We start from the raw sequence: 18744 nt of genomic DNA on the forward strand, positions 1-18744 counted from the left end.
AAGCCGCTCCTCCGGACGCACCCGCCCCTCACGCCGGCAGCAGCTGGAACCGCTCCCGCGCCGCTCCGCCGGCGACGAGGTCCGCGAGCAGCTCGCCCAGGACCGGGCCGAACGTGAAGCCGTGCCCCGAGAACCCGGTCGCCAGAGTCACGCGTCCCACGCGGTCGAGCACGAAGTCCTCGTCGGGCGTGCTGTCGTAGAGGCAGCTGATCGGAGCGGCGCTCGCCGCGTCCACGCCCGGGACCCACTCCGCGACGTAGCCGACGAGGCGGGCGAGCGCTCGGGGCTCGGGCTCGAAGGTGCGCTCGTCCGGATCGACGACGACACCGGTGCTGTGCTCGCCCACCTTCACCCCGACTCCGGGCGTCGCGAGCCCGTAGACGACGGGCAGGCCGGCGCGGTGGTGGGCGAAGCTCGGCCAGGAGTCGAGGGGCAGGTCCGTCGCGAAGTGCGCGGGCTGCTCCTGCGTGACGCGCAGCGGAGGGAGGCGTCGGCCGGCCGCGCGGACGAGGCCGTCCACGAGCGGCGGCGTCCAGGATCCGCCGGCCACGACGACCGCGTCCGCGTCGAGGGCGCCGTCGGTGGTCAGCACGCGCACGTCGTCGGCGCGCTCCTCGATGCCCAGCACTCGCGTCCGCGTCCGGAGGACGGCGCCGCGTCCGAGGGCGGAGTCGAGCATCGCGTCGATCGCGGCCGCCGCGTCGAGGCGTCCGCCCTCGGGGTGCAGCAGGACGTCGGTCTCGAAGCGGAGTCCCGGCCAGCGCCGCTCCGCCTCGTCCGCTTCGATCCGCACCACGGGGATCCCGTCGCGCAGGAGGACAGCCTCGACGGCGGCCAGGACGGCGGAGTCGCCGTGGTCGATCGCGCCGACCGGGTGCAGCAAACGGCGGCCGGTCTCGGCCTCGAGCCGTGCCCAGGCGCGCCCGGACCGTCCGGTGAGGGCGCGGTAGTCGTCCTCGAGGTAGCCGCGGCGGAAGATGCGCGTCTCGCCGTGGGACGAGCCGCGGTCGTGGCCCCGCTCGAACTGCTCGACGAGCACCACGCGATCGCCGCGCTCGGTGAGGGCGCGGGCTGTCGCCGCTCCGACCAGGCCGGCTCCGACGACGACGACCTCACGGGTCACGGGGTCTCCCGGGAGGCCCGGCGTACGCCGAGCAGGACCACCAGGCGGAGGAACCCGACGAGTCCCATGCCGATCAGCGCGGCGATCAGCATCAGCACGGCGATCCCGGCCACCCAGGTCGTGTCGCCGGTCACCGACTGCGCCGCGAACTCGGTGCAGAACAGCGCCAGCCCCGCGTAGCTCAGGATGAGGACGGTGATCGTCCCGGGGCGGCGGAGGCGCTGCGCGGGCGTCCGCCAGAGGGCCGGCGGCTCGAGCCAGCGGCGCAGCAGCCGGATCACGAGGGTGCCGACGAGGCCGAGGAAGCCGGCCGCGATCAGGATGATGCCCGCGCCGCCCAGCCCCGACGCCTCGACACCGGCCAGCTCGAGGGCGATCCCGATCGCGACGCCGACGGCTCCGGCGCCCCCCGCGATCATGGCCGCCCACACTCCGAAGCCGCCGCGGAGAACGCTCTCACGCTCGGGACGTGACGGGTCGGCGTCCATCGGACGCTGCTGACGCGGACGGATCGGCGCAGGGGGAGCCGACGCCGGCGCTGCTGCCGGAGCGGCCGCGGCCTCGGACACGCCCCAGACCGGAGCGGCGTCCGGCGTCTGCGACTCGATCACGTTCTCGCGCACCGGCACGTAGCGCAGCGGCGCGTCGATCCGCACCTGCGGCCGCCCGCGCACGACGATCGTCGCCCCCAGGTCGGCCCCGCGCTCCAGCGCGACGGGTCCGAGGAGGAGCCCGACCGCCGGATCGATCCGCCACGCGTCCGACCGGGGAGCCGACCCGTACCACTCCGCCGACACGGCTCCGCCGAGATCGACCGAGATCGGCCGCCCGTCGCTGTAGCTCGTCACCGGCACGAGCGACCGGCCGGAGTTGCGCACCCGGGCGCCCACCCGCCACCAGTCGTCCCCGGCGTGCGTCAGCCGCACCTCGACGTCGACGAGCGATGCCGGCACCGCCCGCCGCCGTCCGATGACCACCGCGACAACCGCGAGCCCGGCGATGACCAGCCCGCCGAGCAGGCCGACCACTCCGATGAAGATCTCCATGGGAGCAGTCAAGCAGGCGCGGGTCGCCGATGCGGGCGCGACGAGGTGGCCTCCGGGAGGCTCGATCCCGGCCGTCGACGCCGTCGCTCCGCGCGGCCGCCCCGTTCCCGACGCTCCGCCCGACCGTCGAGCCCGGAGCGGGTCACTCCGCATACTGAGGAGGCGCGTCGCGTCGACCGCATCGCGGGTCTCGTGGCAGGAGGGGTCGATCATGCGCCACTGGCCTACGTCCCCCGTGCGCCGGCGCCCTCGTCGACGGGCCGGTGCGATCCTCGCTCTGCTGGGGGCTGCGGCGCTCGCCGTCGCAGCCGTCGCACTGTCGGACACGGCGGGAGGAGGCGGACCGGAGGCGGTGTCCTCCCCGGCCGGTGCTTCTTCGGCGTCGAGCAGTCCCGCTGCTCCCGCGCCGAGCAGCCCGCCGGCGGTCGTCGAGCCGTCCGCTCCGGAAACGGAGCCGTCCACTCCGTCCCTCGCGACGCTGGCCGCTCTCCCCTCGGTCGAAGGCCCCGCCGCCGTCCCTTACGACCGCGACCTCTTCGGGCAGTCGTGGTCGGACGTCGACCGCAACGGCTGCGACACCCGCAACGACGTCCTCGGCCGCGACCTGCTCGCCCCGGTGTTCAAGCCCGGCACCCGCGACTGCAAGGTCCTCACCGGCACCCTGATCGACCCCTACGACGGCACCTCGGTCGCCTTCGTCTCCGGAACCGACACGTCCCGCCTCGTGCAGATCGACCACGTCGTCGCCCTGGGCTGGGCGTGGCACCACGGCGCCTGGTCGTGGACGGACGACCAGCGCCTCGCCTTCGCGAACGACCCCGCGAACCTCGTCGCCGCCTCCGAGCAGACGAACCGCGCGAAGAGCGACGCCGGCCCGGGGGAGTGGCTGCCACCGGCCGCGGAGCTGCGCTGCGGGTACGTGGAGCAGTTCGTGGCCGTGCTCAGCGAGTACGGGCTGGGGGTCGGGGCGCAGGACCGGGAGGCGGCGGAGGCGGTGCTGGCGGGGTGCGGGGAGTGAGGGGGAGAATCTCTTTCCTCTGATGGAGGGTCGTCCCGACGCCGCAACAGCGGCAGACGCGACCGCCTTAGCGTCTTTCAACTATGGCGATAGTGAGTAGTGGTCTCTTCCGCGACCTCTTTTCTGGGACCTATGCGGCACAAAGTTCAGCATTGACGCAAAATGAGTAACTCTGTCGCTAACACGAGTGCACCTCGACAGAACGCGCTCCGAGCATTCCTAGTCTCGCGAGATGCCTCCCGTTACTCCCGCCACACTCTCACTTGAACTGGGCGTTTCTCAGCGTCGAATCCGAAGCCTCCTCCGCTCCTCCTACGGAACTCTTCCCGCTGAGGAATCTCGGTGGGATCTGACCGAAGAGCAGGCGGAGGCTGTCCGCTCCCGTCTGCTTCGAAGAGACACCACCGAGCGTCGGTTCACCTTGGAAGTGGGCGACCAGGTCCTCCGGCGTGATATTCACCGCGCCTACGGAGGGCAGCAGCAGCAGGGGATCGTGACGCCGCGAGCGCTCCGTGAAATCTTCATCTTCACCGATCCGGCGAAGGGAGCTCGATACGGCTACGACCGGTTCGAGGGACTTCGCGAGGACGGGTCCTACTCCTACACGGGAGAAGGGCAGGTCGGTGACCAGGTTTTTCTTCGCGGCAACAAGGCTCTCCGGGACGCGGCGCAGGATGGGCGGGTGCTTCGGCTGTTCACGGTGCAGGGAACGAGCGTGACCTACATCGGTGCCTTCACGACAGGGACTCCGACCTACCGGTGGGAGATCATCCCGGACACCGAAGGGACGCAGCGACGCGGCATCATCTTCACTCTCCTGCCGCTTGCGGCGGACATCACTCGGCTGCCGACCTACGGTGGCACACAGGAGTCCGCCGCCTCGCTCGGCGACTGGACGCCTCCCGAGCACTCCGACATCGTCATCGCGGGTGCGGATGTCAGCCCTCTCGATGACCGGGTCGTCTCCCGAATCGAGTTCGAGCTGCAGTCCGACTTTGGGCTCTGGCTGACCGAGAACGGCACGCCGCCCAGTCGTCTGACGCTCCCGGTCGGCAGCTCACGGGTCGAGCCGGACCTCTACGTCCGATCGAGCGGCTGGATTGTCGAAGCCAAGAAGTCGACCGCCCGGTCCTTCGTCCGCATGGCCATCGGGCAGGTGCTCGACTATGCCCATCTTGCGCAGCGCGAGGGCTACGCGGCAGTCCCCGTCATCCTGCTTCCCGGTCGCCCGGAAGAGGACATGCTGGATCTCATCCGCAGCCTCTCGATCATCACAGCGTTCAGGTCTGACGAGGGCTTCGACCTCATCGATCCGTAGAGGAAAGAAGCCGAACGGCCGGCAGATCGGGGTGGGCCCACTCCAGTCCGGGGAGTTCGCTCGGAAGGAGCCAGAGGAGTTGGTCGTGGTCGGTGCTCTCCGTGGGGCGTGGGCCACGAACCACGGCTCGGAAGCAGCGCAACCGAATGGTGAGAGCGCCGACCTCCGTTTCGTCTGACGTCAGCTTGGGGCCGACCTCGATCTCCACGCTCAGCTCCTCGCGGATCTCCCTCGCGAGGGCGACTTCAGCCGTTTCGCCAGGTTCTCTCTTGCCGCCGGGAAATTCCCAGAGCCCGCCAGCCGCCTTGTCCGCCCGCCGACGGCAGGCAAGAATACGGCCGCGATCGCTGATGACCGCCGCAACGACGTCGAGAGTGTCCACGTGTCCATCATGCCAACACCGGTGCAACAACCGCCCGTACGCGATGGCCGTGCGCACGCCCCCCTCTTTGACGCCCCACCCACCCCCGTGTTACGTTCGCTCTCGGACATGTGACTGGTCGTGCAGGCAGGATCCGACGAAACGCGTAATGAGCGTCGTCGGATCCTTTTTTTGTGCCCGGACGCCTCCTGACGCTCCGCCGGAGCACCGATGACGGTGCCGGAGGGGGCGGGGACGGCGACGGACGGCCGGGCAGCACAGCGCAGGGAAGCGCGCGTCCCCACACACCCGGAGGAGTACCGATGAGTACCCAGGAGAGCGCGAAGGCGATCCTCGAGCACGTCGGCGGCGCCGCCAACGTGGCGAAGCTGCAGCACTGCTCGACCCGTCTGCGGTTCGCGCTGGCGGACGACGCGAAGGCCGACGTCGAGGCGCTGAAGGCGGTGCCCGGCGTGATCGGCGTCGTCACCGGCCCGCAGACGCAGGTCATCGTCGGCAGCGGCGTCAGCGAGATGTACGCGGCGGTCGAGAAGCTGCGCGGCGGCACCACCACGTCGACGGCGCGGGCGAAGCAGCCGCGGTCCCTCAAGCGCCTCGGCGCGACGATCATGGACTTCGTGGTCAGCGTGTTCACGCCGATCATCCCGGCCATCGCGGGCGCCGGCATCTTCAAGTCGTTCCTCGTCCTCGCCTCGGCGCTGGGCTGGCTCGACCCGGCCTCCGACAGCTTCAAGCTGCTGTCCGCCATCCCGGACGCGGTGTTCGGCTTCCTGCCGTTGCTCGTCGCCTACACGAGCGCGAAGAAGCTCGACGTGAACCGGCCGCTCGCGCTCGGGCTCGTCGGCGTCCTGGTCTTCCCGGCGTTCACGACGCTGCTCAACCAGGAGGGCGGCGTCGCGCTCTTCGGCATCCCGGTGCCGGTCATCGCCTACAACGCGCAGGTGTTCCCGGCGATCCTGGCCGTGCTGCTGCTCTCGCTCGTCGAGCGCTTCTTCACAAAGCACTCGTGGGGCCCGATCCGCACGTTCTACGTGCCGCTGATGTGCCTCGTGATCGTCGCTCCGGCCACGATCTTCCTGCTCGGCCCCCTCGGCTACTGGCTCGGCTCCATGCTCACCGGCGCGATGATCGGCCTCTACGGGGCGCTCGGCTGGGTGGCCGTCGCGCTGCTGGCCGGCGTGCTCCCGCTGATCATCTCGGTCGGCATGCACAAGGCGTTCATCCCGCCGACCATCGCGACGATGGCCAGCGCGGGCAAGGACACCTTCTACCTCGCCTCCTCGCTCGCCCACAACGCGGCGGAGGCCGGCTCCAGCCTCGCGATCGCCCTGCGCACCAAGAGCGCGACCCTCCGCGCCACCGCCTTCTCGGGCGGCCTCTCGGCCCTCTTCGGGATCACCGAGCCGGCGCTCTACGGCGTCACGCTGCAGAACAAGCGCGCCCTCGTCTCCGTCATCACGGGCAGCGTCGTCGGAGGCGCCTACATCGGCGCCACGCAGGTCGCCGCGTTCGCGCTGGTCAGCCCCGGCGTCGCCAGCATCTCGATGTTCATCGACGGGCTGAACCCCTGGAACCTGCTCAACGCCGTGATCGGCCTGCTGATCTCGGTCGCCGTCTCGTTCGTCGTCTCCTTCGTGATCTGGCGCGACGACGCGTCCGCCAGCGTCCAGGCGCTCGGCGACGTGGCGGCCGCCGGGAGCCCGCTCGCGCTGCAGGCGCCGCTCACCGGCTCCGTCATCCCCCTCTCGGAGGTGCCGGACCCCGTGTTCTCGGCCGGCGTGCTCGGCGAGGGGCTGGCGATCCGCCCCTCCGACGGAGCCGTCCGGGCGCCGTTCGCGGGCGAGGTCATCGCGCTGCTCTCCTCCCGCCACGCCGTGGGGCTCCGCCGCGCGGACGGCGTCGAGGTGCTCATCCACGTCGGCATCGACACGGTGCAGCTGGACGGCGCGCCGTTCGAGGCGCACGTCGCGGTCGGCGACCGGGTCGAGGCCGGGCAGCTGCTCCTCATCGCCGACCTGGCCGCGATCACCGCGGCCGGCTACGACACCACGACCCCGGTGCTCGTGACCAACTCCGCCGAGTACACCGTGCTCGTCGAGGCCGCCGAGCGGATCACCTCCGGCGACCGGATCATGACCGTGACGCAGAGAGAGAAGGAGCTCGCCGATGGCGCTTCCTGACGGATTCCGATGGGGCGGCGCCCTCGCCGCCAACCAGGTCGAGGGCGCGTGGCGCGAGGGCGGGCGCGGCCCGGCGGTCAGCGACGTCGCCTCCTACAAGCCGAAGGCGGACCCGAAGGAGTACGCGATCCACCACCGCAACACGGTGGAGAGCATCACGGCGGCGATGTCCGACGACGACACCGAGTACTACCCCAAGCGCCGCGGCATCGACTTCTACCATCGCTACCCCGGCGACCTCGCGCTGTTCGCCGAGATGGGCTTCACCACCCTCCGCGTCTCGATCGCCTGGACCCGCCTCTACCCGACGGGGGAGGAGGCGGAGCCGCTCGAGGAGGGCATCGCCTACTACCTCGCCCTCTTCACCGAGATGCGGCGCCTCGGGATCGAGCCGCTGGTCACGCTCTCGCACTACGACCCGCCGCTCGCGCTCGCGCTGAAGCACAACGGCTGGGTCGACCGCCGCACGATCGGGCTGTTCGAGCGCTTCGCCCGCACCTGCTTCGAGCGCTTCGGCCACCTCGTCGACATGTGGCTGACCTTCAACGAGATCGACGGCATCATCCGCCACCCGTTCACCTCGGGCGGGATCATCGAGGAGACCGTCGAGGGCAGCGTGGAGCAGGCCTGCTACACGGCCCTGCACCACCAGTTCGTCGCCTCCGCCTCGGTCACGAGGACGCTGAAGGAGCTGTGGCCCGAGTCGCGGATGGGCTGCATGCTCACGATGCTGACCACCTACCCCAACACCTGCCACCCCGACGACGTCGCGGCGACGCAGGCCAAGGAGCGGATGCTCTACCTCTGCACCGACGTCCAGGCGGGCGGCGCCTACCCGCGCCTGGCGCTGCGGGCACTCGAGAGCCGCGGGGTCGAGATCCCGTTCGAGTCGGGCGACGTCGAGCTGCTGCGCGAGCACCCGGTCGACTTCATCTCGTTCAGCTACTACATGTCGATGACGGAGTCGGTCCGCCCCGACGCCGAGCGCACACCCGGCAACACGGTCCTCGGCGTCAAGAACCCGTTCCTCGAGTCGAGCGAGTGGGGCTGGCAGATCGACCCCGTCGGCCTGCGGATCTCGCTGATCGACCTCTACGACCGCTACGGCAAGCCGCTGTTCATCGTCGAGAACGGGCTCGGGATGCGCGACGAGCTGACCGAGGACGGCCGGGTCCACGACCCGTACCGGATCGACTACTTCCGCGCGCACTTCGAGCAGATGATCCAGGCGGTGGACGAGGGCGTGGAGCTGCTCGGCTACGTGAGCTGGGCGCCGATCGACCTGATCAGCGCCTCCAGCTCGCAGATCTCGAAGCGCTACGGGTTCGTCTACGTCGACATGGACGACCTCGGCCACGGCAGCACCGAGCGCTACCGGAAGGACTCGTTCTTCTGGTACCAGAAGGTCATCGCCTCCAACGGCGCGGATCTGGGATGATCCTCCTCTGCCCGGAGGCGCCGTCCGGCTCTCCGGGCAGAGGCCCCGCCACCCCCACCCCAGCCCTGACGCGGCCGTCGACGGAGACACGCATGCAGACCATCAAGAAGGTGCTCAACTCGAGCGTCGTCCTCGTCGTCGACGAGCGCGGCGTCGAGCGCGTGCTCCTGGGCAGGGGGATCGGCTTCGGAGCGAAGGCCGGCGAGGCGATCGAGTCCTCGAGCGTCGACCAGGTGTTCGTGGCGCTGGACGACTCGGATCAGCGCAACCTCGTCGAGCTCCTGGCGCAGATCCCGCCGGAGTTCGTCGAGCTCACCCGCGCGGTCGTCGCCGACGCGGAGGAGCAGGGGCTGAAGCTCGACCCCCACGTGTACCTCGCGCTCACCGACCACCTGCACTTCGCGGTGGAGCGGCAGCGGCGCGGGCTCTCGGTCGCCAACCGGCTGGCCTGGGAGATGCGGACGGTCTACCCCGTGCAGTACGCGGTGGGGGAGCGGGCGGTCGAGCGGATGCGCGAGCGCCTGGACGTGGAGCTGCCCGCCGACGAGGCCGCGAACGTCGCGTTCCACCTCGCCAACGCGGAGCTCGGCAAGGTCGGGATCGACTCGCTCCGGATCGTGCAGCTCATCCGCTCGGTGACCGCGATCATCCAGCACTCCAGCGGAGCCGCGCTCGACCGCGACGACCTCCGCTCCGCCCGCTTCGTGGCGCACCTGCAGTACTTCGCCGAGCGCTTCTTCTCGGGCGGCCTGCTCGAGAGCGAGGACGACTTCCTCTTCACCAGCCTCAGCGCCCGCTACCCGCGCGCGATCGCCTCCGCCGAGCGGGTCCGCTCCTTCGTGGCGGCCGAGTACCAGGCCGCCCTGCCCAACGAGGAGGTCGCCTTCCTGGCCCTCCACATCGCGCGCGCCGCTCCGGAGTAGCGCGCTGACCCCGGAGAACCGCATGCACCGCGCCACCCCCGCCCGCCCGACGACGCCCGCGAGCGAGCGCCCGTGAGCGGCACGATCCACCTCGTCCGCCACGCCGAGACCCTCTTCAACGTCGCCGGCCAGCTGCAGGGCTGGTGCGACTCGCCCCTGACCGAGCGCGGCGAGCGCCAGGCGGCGGCCCTCGGCGAGCGGATGCGCGAGGTGCCGCTCGTCGCGGCGTTCACGAGCGACCTCACCCGCACCCGCACCACGGCGGCGGCGGCGCTCGCCGGGCACCCGTCGCTCGAGGCCGAGCCGATGGTCGAGCTCCGCGAGTGGCACTTCGGCGCCTTCGAGGGGCAGCCGAACGCCTCGCTCTGGGAGCCGGTGTTCGCCGATCACGGCTACTCCTACGTGCCCTCCTCCGCCGACTGGCCGCGGATGACCGACGCCGGTCTCGACTCGGTGCTCGACGCGATCCACCGCCACGACCCCTCCGGCCGGGCCGACAGCGGTGCCACCGTGCGCGCCCGCGTGGAGGCCGCGATCGCGCGGTTCGCGCCGGCGGCGGAGCACGGGGACGTGCTGGTCGTGACGCACGGAGCGGTGCTCGGGAGCATCCTCCGTGCGCTCGACCCCGCGCACCGGCCGCAGCGGGGCTACCCGAACTGCGCGGTCGTGTCGGTGACGGACGGCGTCATCGGCGAGGTCGACGGGAGCTGCGCGACGGCCTGACCCCGCCCCTCCTCCTCCACGGACGCCCCTGTGCGCTCCGGTCGCCGACCGGACGAGCACGGGGGCGTCCGTCGTGCTCGGGACGCAGGCGGCCCGCACCCGGGCCGCCCCCGGACCTGCACGCGCGGCCGCCTCGGGACCTGCACGTCCGGTGATGCGGGACCTGCACTTTCGGCCACCTCGGCGCTGTACCGAAGTACAGGAGCCCGTCGCGAGAGCGTCCGTAGCGTCTGAGGAGTCAAGAGAAACGACTTCGAGGAGATGACATGCGAGGGCTTCAGCTCAGCGGCGTGAGCCGTGCATTCGGCGGCCACCGGGTCCTGCACGACGTGGACCTGTCCGTGGGCCGCGGCGAGATCGTCGGCTTCATCGGCGGCAACGGCGCCGGCAAGACCACGACGATGCGGCTGATCCTGGGCCTGCTCACCCCCGACACGGGGACCATCACCTGGGACGGCGCGCCGATCACCGCCGAGGACCGCCGCTCGATCGGCTACATGCCGGAGGAGCGCGGCCTCTACCCGCAGATGCGGGTCCGCGAGCAGGTGATCCACTTCGCTCTGCTCGAGGGGCACGACGCCCGGGGAGCCCGTGAGACCGCCGAGGAGGTGATCGACGCGCTGGGCCTGGCCGAGCGGGCCGACACGCTGGTGCAGGACCTCTCGCTCGGCAACCAGCAGCGCGTGCAGCTGGCCGTGTCCCTGGTGGGCGATCCGTCGCTCCTGGTGCTGGACGAGCCCTTCTCGGGGCTCGACCCGGTCGCCGTGGAGACGATGGCCGGCCTGATCCGGCAGCAGTCCGCCCGCGGCGTCGGCGTGCTCTTCTCCTCCCACCAGCTCGACCTGGTCGAGCGCCTCTGCGACACCGTCTGCGTGCTCGACTCCGGCCGTGTGACCGCGAGCGGAGCGGTGGCCGAGCTGCAGGACGACGGCCGCAGCCGCTGGCAGCTGCAGTTCTCCCGCCCCCTGGACGACCGGCTCGTCGCCGAGCTCGGCGTCACACCGGGACTGTCGGCCGAGCCGGTCCCCGGTGAGCCGGAGTCGCTGCTCGTCTCGATCGAGGGCAGCGGCCGGGACGTCCCCGAGCAGGTGCTCGCGACCCTCACCCGCCACGGCGGCCTCCGGAGCATCCGCACCGCGCAGCGCTCGCTGACCGAGCTGCTGTCCGAGCGGCTCACCGCCGCCTCCACCCCTGCGGCCGAGCGCCGCCTCGAGATCCAAGGAGCAGGACGATGACCACCACGCACCCCCGCGCCGCCCACGCGCGGACCGCCGAGAGCTCCGCTCCTCCGACGCCGGCCCGGGGAGCCGCGACGATCGTCCGCCGCGAGATCCTGACCCGCACCGGGAACCGCACGATCCTCACCGCGACCCTCGCGCTGGCCGCGATCGCCGGCCTCGGCGCCGGGATCGGCGGCTGGTTCCTGGTCGACGCGACGAGGGAGGCGGGGACCGTGATCCTCGACACCCGGATCCTGTTCGCGACCGCGATGATCAGCGCCCTGCTCGCCGCGATGGTCTACTCCTCGTCGAGTCTGGCCTCGGGGGTGGTCGAGGAGAAGTCGTCCCGGATCGTCGAGATCCTGCTGACGAAGATCGGCGTCGCCCCGCTGCTCGCCGGGAAGATGATCGGCGTCGGCCTGGTGACCCTGGCCCAGCTGCTCGTGATCGGCGGCGCCGTCGTCGGCGGGTTCAGCGTGGTCGGCGGGTGGTCGGTCCTCGAGATCGAGCTCGGCCCGAGCCTGGTCTGGTTCCTCGTCTGGTTCCTGCAGGGCTACGTGCTCTTCGCGCTCCTCAGCACCCTGCTCGCCTCGACCGTGTCGAGGCAGGAGGACCTGGGCACCGCCGCCATGCCGCTCTCCGTCGTGCAGATGGCGCTGCTGATCATCGCGCTCTACGTGGTGCCGGCGAACCTCGACGAGGCCTGGGTGCACGCGCTCTCCTTCGTCCCCCTCTTCTCCTCCTACCTGATGCCGATGCGCTTCGGCCTCGACTCGGTCGGCACCCCCGAGATGGTGATCGCCGCCGTCGTCGCCGCGATCACGGTGCCGCTGCTGTTCCGCCTGGTCGTCCGCGTCTACCGCAACAACGCGCTCCGCACCGGCTCCCGCGTCTCGCTCCGCGCCTCCCTCAAGGCCGCCGACGCCTCCTAGGCCCGGCTCCCGATATCCACCACCACCACCCCTCGGAAGGACACCACCATGACCACCTCGCGCACCGCCTCGACCCGCCCCTCGCCCCTCAAGAAGCTGCTCGTCAACACCGCCCTCCTCGTCGGGGGAGCGGGCGGCGCCTACCTCGTCGTCACCTACCTCTTCTGATCCGCTCGACCGACCGAAGGACACGATCGTGACTCTCCTCGCGACTCCCGGGCTCCGCCCCGCGACCCCCGGGCACCGCCCCGCGGATCCGGCGGCCCTCCGGGCGGCGGCCTCGACCGAGCGGCTGCTCGGCGGCGGACGCCACCGCGTCGCCGCGATCGACCGCCCCGCCTTCGCCGGCCGGAACGCGTCGTGGACGATGACCCTCGACGACGGCGCCCGCGTCTTCGTCAAGCACGTCTCGCCCCGGACGGCGGGCCCCGCGGCCTTCCGCCGCTCCAGGGACTTCGCCGGCTTCGCCGCCCGGAGCCCCGAGCACGCCCCGGCCGGACCCCGCCTGCTGGCGGCCGACGAGGACGACTCCCTGCTGGTGTTCGAGCACTGCCCCGGCACCAGCCTGGCCCTCCTGCTCGTGGAGGAGCGCGTCCCCGCGGACTTCCCCGAACAGGCCGGCCGGCTCCTGGCCCGGCTGCACGCCGGCCCGGTGGCGGGCCTCACCGCGACCTCGCACCCCAGCCCTCCCGTCGAGATGCTGCGCGTCGGCATCCCGCACACCCGCTACGTCGACCTCACCCTCGCCGAGCTCGCCTTCTGGGGCGACCTGCAGCACGACGAGCAGCTCGTCTCGGCCACGGAGGATCTCCGCGAGTGGGAGAGCGGCAACCGCACGGCTCCGATCCACGGCGACCTCCGCCTCGACCAGTTCCACCTCCGCGACGGGCGCCTCCAGCTGCTCGACTGGGAGGAGTTCGGGATCGGGGATCCGGCCCGCGACCTCGGCACGCTGGCGGGGGAGTGGATCCACCGCGCGGTGCTCGACACCGTGACCACCCGGGAGGGCGCCTCCGCTCCTCCCCTCGCCTTCGACACCGCGGCCGCGGACGCCCGCATCGCGGAGCGGATGGCGGCACTGGTCCCGAGGATCCGGCGGATGTGGCTCGCCTACGCCGCCGAGACCGCCGGCGCGGACGACGCCCTCGCCGTCCGCGCCACCGCCCACCTGGGCTGGCACCTCGTCGACCGCACCCTCGCCCGGGCCTCGATGGTCTCCCGCCTCCCCGGGATCGAGCGGGCCGCCGCCGGCATCGGCCGCCGCGTCCTGCTCGCCCCCTCCGCCTACTCCACCGCCCTCGGATTCGACAGGAGCCCGCGATGACCGCCCTCACCACCCGCTCCGTCCTCGACGAGGCCGTGATCAGCGTCGACGCCGCCCGGCTGCGGGCCGAGGTCGACGGGACCGTGATCGAGGCCACCGGGCCGATCGAGCTGCGGGCCCGACTCGCCGCCACCCTCTACACCCACCTGCACCTCCGGAACCCGCTGCTCGGCGAGACCGCCGGAGGCGACGGCCAGGACCTCGCCCCCCGGCTGATCGACGCGATCCCGCACCGCACGGTCCTGCAGCCCGCTCCCTCCGGGGTGCTCGGCTCCGCCACTGTGCAGGGGGAGGAGCGCCGGGTCGTCGAGCTGGGCCGCGTCCGGGTCCTCGTGCCCGAGGTCGATCTCGTCCGCTCCGCCGACGGGGCCGTCGCCGGCGTCCGGCTGCCGAGCTGGCGCACCCGCACCACTCCCGGCTACCTCCTCGCCCTCGGCCCGATGGGACTCGATCCCGCCGACCGGGTCGTGCGCCTCTCGCTCGTCGCCGACTCGGCGGAGGACGCGCTCGCCCTGTGGGGCCCGCTCCTGGAGGCGCTCGCCGCCTCCGGAGCCCGCCACCAGGCCAAGGCGCTCTCGGACCCGCGGGCCTTCCCCCGCTCCGACGCCCTCGTCGTCTACCTGCCCGCCGACTCCGCCGACGACGTCGCCCGGAGGATCACTCCGCTGCTCGATGCCCGGCCCTCGCCCCGCACCGCCGTCTCGGCCTTCGCCGAGAGGCTCGCCGACGGCCTCGCCTACGCCGAGGACCCGGCCGACGAGCGCTCCTCCTACCGCGGACTGAGCTTCGGCCAGCACCGCTCCCGCGTCCTCGCCGAAGCGCTCCTGCGCTCCTCGGCCGAGACGATCCCCGCCGCCGACGCCTGGGCCGACGCCGCCCGCGCCGCGCGCATCGACCCGGACCGCCCGGGACTCACCGCCCGCTAGGGCCCCACGAACCTCCCCTCGATCCCGAGGGGACCACCACCTCAGCCCGAGGTACTCCACGAAAGGGACACATCATGACCACCATCTCCACCGACGCCCAGTCCGCCGACCTCACCGCCCTCGCGGGAGCGCACGACACCTTCGCCACCGTCGACGAGCTCGGCTCGGACGCCGCGACCGAGGCGCCCGCCACCACGCCCCTGTGCGTCGGCATCATCGTCGGCGCCACCCTCGGCGCGGGCTGCTGACCCGGCCCTCCTCCCGCCCGGGTGCTCCCGCAGCACCCGCTCCCCGGCCCTCCGGCCGGACCACCCGCACCACTCCCCGCACGACCCGGCGGATCCGCCGCCACCACTCATCCAAGGAGAACACCATGTCGACCATCACCGCCCAGACCGTCCAGTCCGCCGACCTCGCCGAGCTCGCCACCGCCCACGACACCTTCACCGCCGCCGACGAGATCGGCACCGACGCCGCCTCCGAGGCGCCCGCCACCACCCCGTTCTGCGCCGGCGTCATCATCGGCGTCACCCTCACCGCAGGGTGCTGACGGGCACGGGGCGACCGGTCCTCGACCGCGTCGCCCCGGCCCCTCCCGGGCGCGTGCCGTCCGCTCGCGCCGTCCGCCCGTTCCCGCCCGCCGCCCTCTGAGGAGACCGCCATGACCACCCCGCCCGGTGCGCAGAGCGCCGCACTCTCCGACCTCTCGCTCGGCCGCTTCGGCTACTCCCGGGTGGCCCTCGTCCTGACCGGCTCCGCCATGACCCAGGTCATGCCCTACTGGATCCAGTGGGCGCGCGCCGCCGCTCCGGCGACCGAGTTCCGCGTGCTCGTCCGCGACTCGGCCTACCGCTTCACCACCCGGCACAACCTGGAGTCGCGACTGCGCGGCCGGATCCAGGACGACCGCTGGGACGACGAGATCGTCGTCGCCCACGTCGACCTCGCCGAGTGGGCCGACCTCATCCTGATCTACCCGGCCACCCTCGACTACGCCTCGCGCCTCGCGCACGGCATCACCGACTCCCCGTCGCTGCTCGCGGCCCTCACGACGGAGGCGCCGGTGTGCATCGCTCCGTCGCTGCCGCCGCGGGCGCTCGGCAACCCGGTCGTCGAGTCCACCCTCGCGCTGCTGCGCGAGCCGGCCAACTTCACCGTCATCGACCCCGTGCCCGGGCCGAGCGAGTCCAGCGACACGGCGCTCGCCTGGGTGCCGCCCGCGTTCCCCGCGGTGCTGCGCCACCTGGAGTCGCTGCGCAGGGCACCGGCGGCGGCGGAGGAGGCGAGGTCGGCGTGAGCACCACCGCCCCTCCGCGGGCCCTCGTCACCGGGCTGCTCGTCACCGAGCTCTCGGAAGGACCCGACGGGACCACCGTCTGGACCCGCCGCCTCGGAGAGCAGGCGCCGCTGCCGTTCTCGCCGGTGCCCGTCCGCCTCGCAGCGCCCGATCCCCGGATCGTGCCGGGAGGCGCCGACCCGTCGATCCGCCGCTACCGCACCACCGCCCGCGCCCTGCTGCCCGCGCTCCTCCACGAGCTGTCGGAGGAGGCGCTCGTCTCCGTCGGCCGCGAGTGGAAGGGCGCGCTGGACGCGCTCCACGGCGCCCGGCCCGCCGGGGAGCCGCTCCCTCCGCGTCCGCTGCAGCGCGCCCGCGGCTGGCTCGCCGGTGGCTGGGCGCCCGCCGCCGAGGAGCTCGGCGCCGGCGGTCTCCTCGAGCTCGCCGACTGGGCGGAGGCGGTCGTCGCCTCGCCGGCCGCGGTCGTGGTCCACGGCCACCCCGGCCTCGCCCACCTCGTCGTCGACGGGACCCGCGTCGCTCTGCTCACGGGCGAGGACGTCGGGCTCGCCGACCCGGTCTGGGACGCCGCCTGGGTGCTCGGGGAGCTCGCAGAGCTGCACGCCTTCCACCCCGCGCTCCGCCCGGCCCTCGACGTGCTCCGCCGCGGACTCTCGCTCGAGGAGGACCACGACGCCGAGCTGCTGCGCGTCGGCACCGCGTTCCGGCTGGCCCAGCACGCCGTCGACTGGCACCGCTCCGGGGGCGCCAGCAGCGATCAGGCGCGGCTGCTGCTGCGCCTGTCCGCCGCACAGCTGGGGGAGCGGGCGGAATGAGCGCCCGCGACGTCCCGACCCTGTCCGCCGCCCTGCCCTCCGGCGCCCGCGCGCTCGTCGTGCACCGGCCGGAGGTCCGCAACGACTCGGTCGCCCTCGCCGTGCCCGCCGGCATGCGCCACGAGCGCGACGGCGAGGAGGGGATGCTGCACCTGATCGAGCACCTCGTCTACCAGGACAGTGAGGGGGTCGCCGGTCTCGTCCGGCAGACCCGCGTCGCCGAGAGCGGCGGCGTCCTCGGCGGTCACACGCACCTCGACTACTCCGAGTTCTTCGAGACGGGTTCTCCCGGGTCGGCCGCCGTGATCGCGGAGCGGCTCGTCGAGCAGGTCTTCCGCCCCGCCTTCCGGCCGGAGCAGATCGCGGAGCAGATCCGCGCGGTCGCCTCTGAGCGGGCCGCGCGCCTCGCCCCCGCTCCGGGCGGCGTGCTGCCGTGGCCGCACCTGACCGCCCGCTACTGGGCCGACGCCCCGAACGCGCACGACGGCAGCGGCGACCTCGACCTCGAGGGCCGCGCGACCGAGCCCGTCCTGCGCGCGCTGCACAGGCGCCACTACCGCCCGGCCGGCTCCGTGCTGGTCGGCGTCACGGCCGACGACCCCGCCCGGCTCCTGGACCGCCTGGTCGCGGCCCTCGCGGAGACGCCCGATCGCGCGGCAGGACCGGTCGCCGTCCCACCTGGGACGGCCCGCCCCGAGTACCGCGCCGAGCCCGCCGCCCGCCGGCTCGCCGCGACCGCCGCCGCGCCGTCGACCCGCGTCTCCGACGAGCTGCTCGGCGACCTGATCGCCGCCGAGGCGCTCGCTGCGCAGGCCGGACTCGACGCGAGCGCCGGACTCTTCGGCCCGGGCGACACCGTCGCCGACGACCTCTTCGTGCTGGTCGACGACACCGCCGTGCCCGTCGATCCGTGGCACCGCCTCCGCGCCCTCGCGGTGAGCGACGACTCCGCCCTCGAGCACGCCCGGCACCGCGCGGTGCTGCGTGCGGAGCGGCTGGTGCACGACGACGAGCGTCTGGCCCGCACCGTCGCCCGGGATGCCCTGCTGCGCGGTGCGCCCGGCTTCGCGGGCGAGCTCGTCGACTCCCTCGCCGCGCGGCCGCCGCGCCCGCTGCTCGCGGACGCCGCGACCCGCCTCGCCGAGCAGCCCTTCGCCGCACTGGGCGTTCCCGCCGCCTCCACCCGTCCCGGAAGGAGGAGCCCATGACCGCCGCACCCCCGCTCGCCGTCGTCGACGAGCGCTCCCGCTTCGCCGTCGTCGCCCTCGGCTGGCGCGACCCGGCCGGAGACGACGGGCCCGACCGCGCTGCCCGCCTCCGATCGGCCGTTCCCCCCGGAGCGGTCTCGCTCGCGTGGACGGCGACGGCCGGGGCGCAGAGCCTCACCGCGGTGCTCCCTCCGGAGGGCGCCGCGGCCTGGACCGCCCTGACGCTCGAGCGCGCCCAGGGAGCCGGGGATCCGGTGCTCGCCGTGGTCGGGCCCGAACGCGCCGTCTGCGAGACGTCCCGGCCCGTCTCCGTGCCCGCCGCGGCTCCGCTGCCGAGCGCTCTGCACCAGTCCCGCGAGCAGGGCTACGAGAGCACGATCGTCACCGGCGCGGACCCGTCCGGCGAGGTCGGCCACGCCGCGACATTCCTGGCGCTGTGCCGCCTCACCGCGGGGGCCGAACCGCTCGTCCCCGCCGCACTGCGCTCCGCCGGCGGCGATGCGGTCGCCCAGGTCGCGCGGGGCCTGCGCTCGAGCCGCCCCTCCCTCACCTGGCAGGTCGTCTCCCCGGCCGGCCAGGGCATCCCGACCCTCGAGACCGTGCTGCGCACCGTCCTCGACGGCCGCGCCGCGCACGGGGAGGGAGCACGCGCCGCGCACGCGTTCGCGCGGGCGAACCTCCTCCGCGCCTGGCGGTCGCCCGAGACGCTCGCGCGCACCCTGGTGGAGTACGAGGTGATGGGCTGGGGCGGCGCCCTGGTGCTCGATCCGGAGCCGGCGCTCGCCGCGGTCGACGAGAGTGCGCTCGAGCGGGCGGTCGCGGGGCTCGTGCGGCCCGTCGCCGACGTGGTCGGCTGGGGCTGAATCCGGCG

General features: G+C 73.1%; 19 protein-coding genes. 16 read left to right on the top strand and 3 right to left on the bottom strand.

The genetic code is table 11. From position 1 onward, the window contains the following. Window positions 1-28 precede the first annotated feature (28 nt). On the bottom strand, window positions 29-1123 hold the full coding sequence (locus tag C5C69_RS01040) for an FAD-dependent oxidoreductase (protein ID WP_104257104.1): 1095 nt from the start codon (window positions 1121-1123) through the stop codon (window positions 29-31). Continuing rightward, window positions 1120-2169 (bottom strand): hypothetical protein, encoded by a 1050-nt coding sequence (locus C5C69_RS01045; protein WP_104257105.1) that lies wholly within the window; start codon window positions 2167-2169, stop codon window positions 1120-1122. Before C5C69_RS01045 ends, C5C69_RS01040 begins: the two co-directional genes overlap by 4 nt. 211 nt (window positions 2170-2380) lie before the next feature. Here C5C69_RS01045 and C5C69_RS01050 point away from each other — a divergent pair, with 211 nt between their 5' ends. After that, window positions 2381-3187, top strand: a complete 807-nt coding sequence (locus C5C69_RS01050; protein ID WP_104257106.1) for an HNH endonuclease family protein — start codon at window positions 2381-2383, stop codon at window positions 3185-3187. Window positions 3188-3614: 427 nt separating this feature from the next. Continuing rightward, window positions 3615-4505, top strand: a complete 891-nt coding sequence (locus C5C69_RS01055) for a hypothetical protein (protein ID WP_258063190.1) — start codon at window positions 3615-3617, stop codon at window positions 4503-4505. On the opposite strand, the gene C5C69_RS01060 is transcribed toward C5C69_RS01055, so the two are convergent. Next, on the bottom strand, window positions 4492-4887 hold the full coding sequence (locus C5C69_RS01060; protein WP_104257108.1) for a (deoxy)nucleoside triphosphate pyrophosphohydrolase: 396 nt from the start codon (window positions 4885-4887) through the stop codon (window positions 4492-4494). The genes C5C69_RS01055 and C5C69_RS01060 overlap by 14 nt on opposite strands. A gap of 302 nt (window positions 4888-5189) precedes the next feature. Here C5C69_RS01060 and C5C69_RS01065 point away from each other — a divergent pair, with 302 nt between their 5' ends. The 14 genes from C5C69_RS01065 (at window position 5190) to C5C69_RS01120 (ending at window position 18736) form a co-directional block, all read left to right on the top strand. Further along, the gene (locus tag C5C69_RS01065) at window positions 5190-7067 is read left to right on the top strand and encodes a beta-glucoside-specific PTS transporter subunit IIABC (protein ID WP_104257109.1); all 1878 of its coding nucleotides are present in this window, start codon (window positions 5190-5192) and stop codon (window positions 7065-7067) included. Then, window positions 7054-8505 (top strand): glycoside hydrolase family 1 protein, encoded by a 1452-nt coding sequence (locus tag C5C69_RS01070; RefSeq protein ID WP_104257110.1) that lies wholly within the window; start codon window positions 7054-7056, stop codon window positions 8503-8505. The genes C5C69_RS01065 and C5C69_RS01070 overlap by 14 nt, the downstream gene beginning before the upstream one ends. Window positions 8506-8597: 92 nt before the next feature. Further along, window positions 8598-9428, top strand: a complete 831-nt coding sequence (locus C5C69_RS01075) for a PRD domain-containing protein (RefSeq protein ID WP_104257111.1) — start codon at window positions 8598-8600, stop codon at window positions 9426-9428. A gap of 72 nt (window positions 9429-9500) precedes the next feature. Beyond that, window positions 9501-10151: a histidine phosphatase family protein gene (locus C5C69_RS01080; RefSeq protein ID WP_104246978.1), complete on the top strand. Its 651-nt coding sequence runs from the start codon at window positions 9501-9503 to the stop codon at window positions 10149-10151. Between the two features lie 290 nt (window positions 10152-10441). Then, complete coding sequence (locus tag C5C69_RS01085) at window positions 10442-11386, top strand: ABC transporter ATP-binding protein (RefSeq protein WP_258063731.1); 945 nt, start codon at window positions 10442-10444, stop codon at window positions 11384-11386. After that, the gene (locus tag C5C69_RS01090) at window positions 11383-12303 is read left to right on the top strand and encodes an ABC transporter permease (protein ID WP_104257113.1); all 921 of its coding nucleotides are present in this window, start codon (window positions 11383-11385) and stop codon (window positions 12301-12303) included. Before C5C69_RS01085 ends, C5C69_RS01090 begins: the two co-directional genes overlap by 4 nt. Before the next feature lie 196 nt (window positions 12304-12499). After that, window positions 12500-13627, top strand: coding sequence for a class V lanthionine synthetase subunit LxmK (gene lxmK / locus C5C69_RS01095; protein WP_258059357.1), 1128 nt, complete (start codon window positions 12500-12502; stop codon window positions 13625-13627). Beyond that, window positions 13624-14553: a T3SS effector HopA1 family protein gene (locus tag C5C69_RS01100; protein WP_104237819.1), complete on the top strand. Its 930-nt coding sequence runs from the start codon at window positions 13624-13626 to the stop codon at window positions 14551-14553. The genes lxmK and C5C69_RS01100 overlap by 4 nt, the downstream gene beginning before the upstream one ends. Window positions 14554-14627: 74 nt before the next feature. After that, complete coding sequence (locus tag C5C69_RS16795; protein WP_181027122.1) at window positions 14628-14801, top strand: hypothetical protein; 174 nt, start codon at window positions 14628-14630, stop codon at window positions 14799-14801. 125 nt (window positions 14802-14926) lie between these two features. Further along, window positions 14927-15103 carry a hypothetical protein gene (locus tag C5C69_RS16800; protein WP_181027123.1) on the top strand — a complete coding sequence of 59 codons (177 nt, stop codon included), beginning with the start codon at window positions 14927-14929 and terminating at the stop codon, window positions 15101-15103. Between the two features lie 111 nt (window positions 15104-15214). Next, window positions 15215-15850 carry a flavoprotein gene (locus C5C69_RS01105; protein WP_104257114.1) on the top strand — a complete coding sequence of 212 codons (636 nt, stop codon included), beginning with the start codon at window positions 15215-15217 and terminating at the stop codon, window positions 15848-15850. Then, window positions 15847-16665 carry a hypothetical protein gene (locus C5C69_RS01110; protein ID WP_104257115.1) on the top strand — a complete coding sequence of 273 codons (819 nt, stop codon included), beginning with the start codon at window positions 15847-15849 and terminating at the stop codon, window positions 16663-16665. Before C5C69_RS01105 ends, C5C69_RS01110 begins: the two co-directional genes overlap by 4 nt. Next, a complete protein-coding gene (locus C5C69_RS01115) occupies window positions 16662-17873 on the top strand; it encodes a pitrilysin family protein (protein WP_104257116.1) in 1212 nt (403 codons plus the stop codon). The genes C5C69_RS01110 and C5C69_RS01115 overlap by 4 nt, the downstream gene beginning before the upstream one ends. After that, window positions 17870-18736 (top strand): hypothetical protein, encoded by an 867-nt coding sequence (locus tag C5C69_RS01120; RefSeq protein WP_104225097.1) that lies wholly within the window; start codon window positions 17870-17872, stop codon window positions 18734-18736. The genes C5C69_RS01115 and C5C69_RS01120 overlap by 4 nt, the downstream gene beginning before the upstream one ends. The last annotated feature ends 8 nt before the right edge of the window (window positions 18737-18744 follow it).

This window comes from Rathayibacter sp. AY1C7 (genome assembly GCF_002931865.1).
Lineage (GTDB): Bacteria > Actinomycetota > Actinomycetes > Actinomycetales > Microbacteriaceae > Rathayibacter.

Excerpts from the sequence above, each read along its gene's own strand:
- C5C69_RS01105 (WP_104257114.1), top strand. The coding sequence starts at position 15,215 with ATGACCACCCCGCCCGGTGCGCAGAGCGCCGCACTCTCCGACCTCTCG.
- C5C69_RS01090 (WP_104257113.1), top strand. The coding sequence starts at position 11,383 with ATGACCACCACGCACCCCCGCGCCGCCCACGCGCGGACCGCCGAGAGC.
- C5C69_RS01045 (WP_104257105.1), bottom strand. The coding sequence starts at position 2,169 with ATGGAGATCTTCATCGGAGTGGTCGGCCTGCTCGGCGGGCTGGTCATC.
- C5C69_RS16800 (WP_181027123.1), top strand. The coding sequence starts at position 14,927 with ATGTCGACCATCACCGCCCAGACCGTCCAGTCCGCCGACCTCGCCGAG.
- C5C69_RS01050 (WP_104257106.1), top strand. The coding sequence starts at position 2,381 with ATGCGCCACTGGCCTACGTCCCCCGTGCGCCGGCGCCCTCGTCGACGG.
- C5C69_RS01100 (WP_104237819.1), top strand. The coding sequence starts at position 13,624 with ATGACCGCCCTCACCACCCGCTCCGTCCTCGACGAGGCCGTGATCAGC.
- C5C69_RS01115 (WP_104257116.1), top strand. The coding sequence starts at position 16,662 with ATGAGCGCCCGCGACGTCCCGACCCTGTCCGCCGCCCTGCCCTCCGGC.
- C5C69_RS01120 (WP_104225097.1), top strand. The coding sequence starts at position 17,870 with ATGACCGCCGCACCCCCGCTCGCCGTCGTCGACGAGCGCTCCCGCTTC.
- C5C69_RS16795 (WP_181027122.1), top strand. The coding sequence starts at position 14,628 with ATGACCACCATCTCCACCGACGCCCAGTCCGCCGACCTCACCGCCCTC.
- C5C69_RS01075 (WP_104257111.1), top strand. The coding sequence starts at position 8,598 with ATGCAGACCATCAAGAAGGTGCTCAACTCGAGCGTCGTCCTCGTCGTC.
- C5C69_RS01070 (WP_104257110.1), top strand. The coding sequence starts at position 7,054 with ATGGCGCTTCCTGACGGATTCCGATGGGGCGGCGCCCTCGCCGCCAAC.
- C5C69_RS01065 (WP_104257109.1), top strand. The coding sequence starts at position 5,190 with ATGAGTACCCAGGAGAGCGCGAAGGCGATCCTCGAGCACGTCGGCGGC.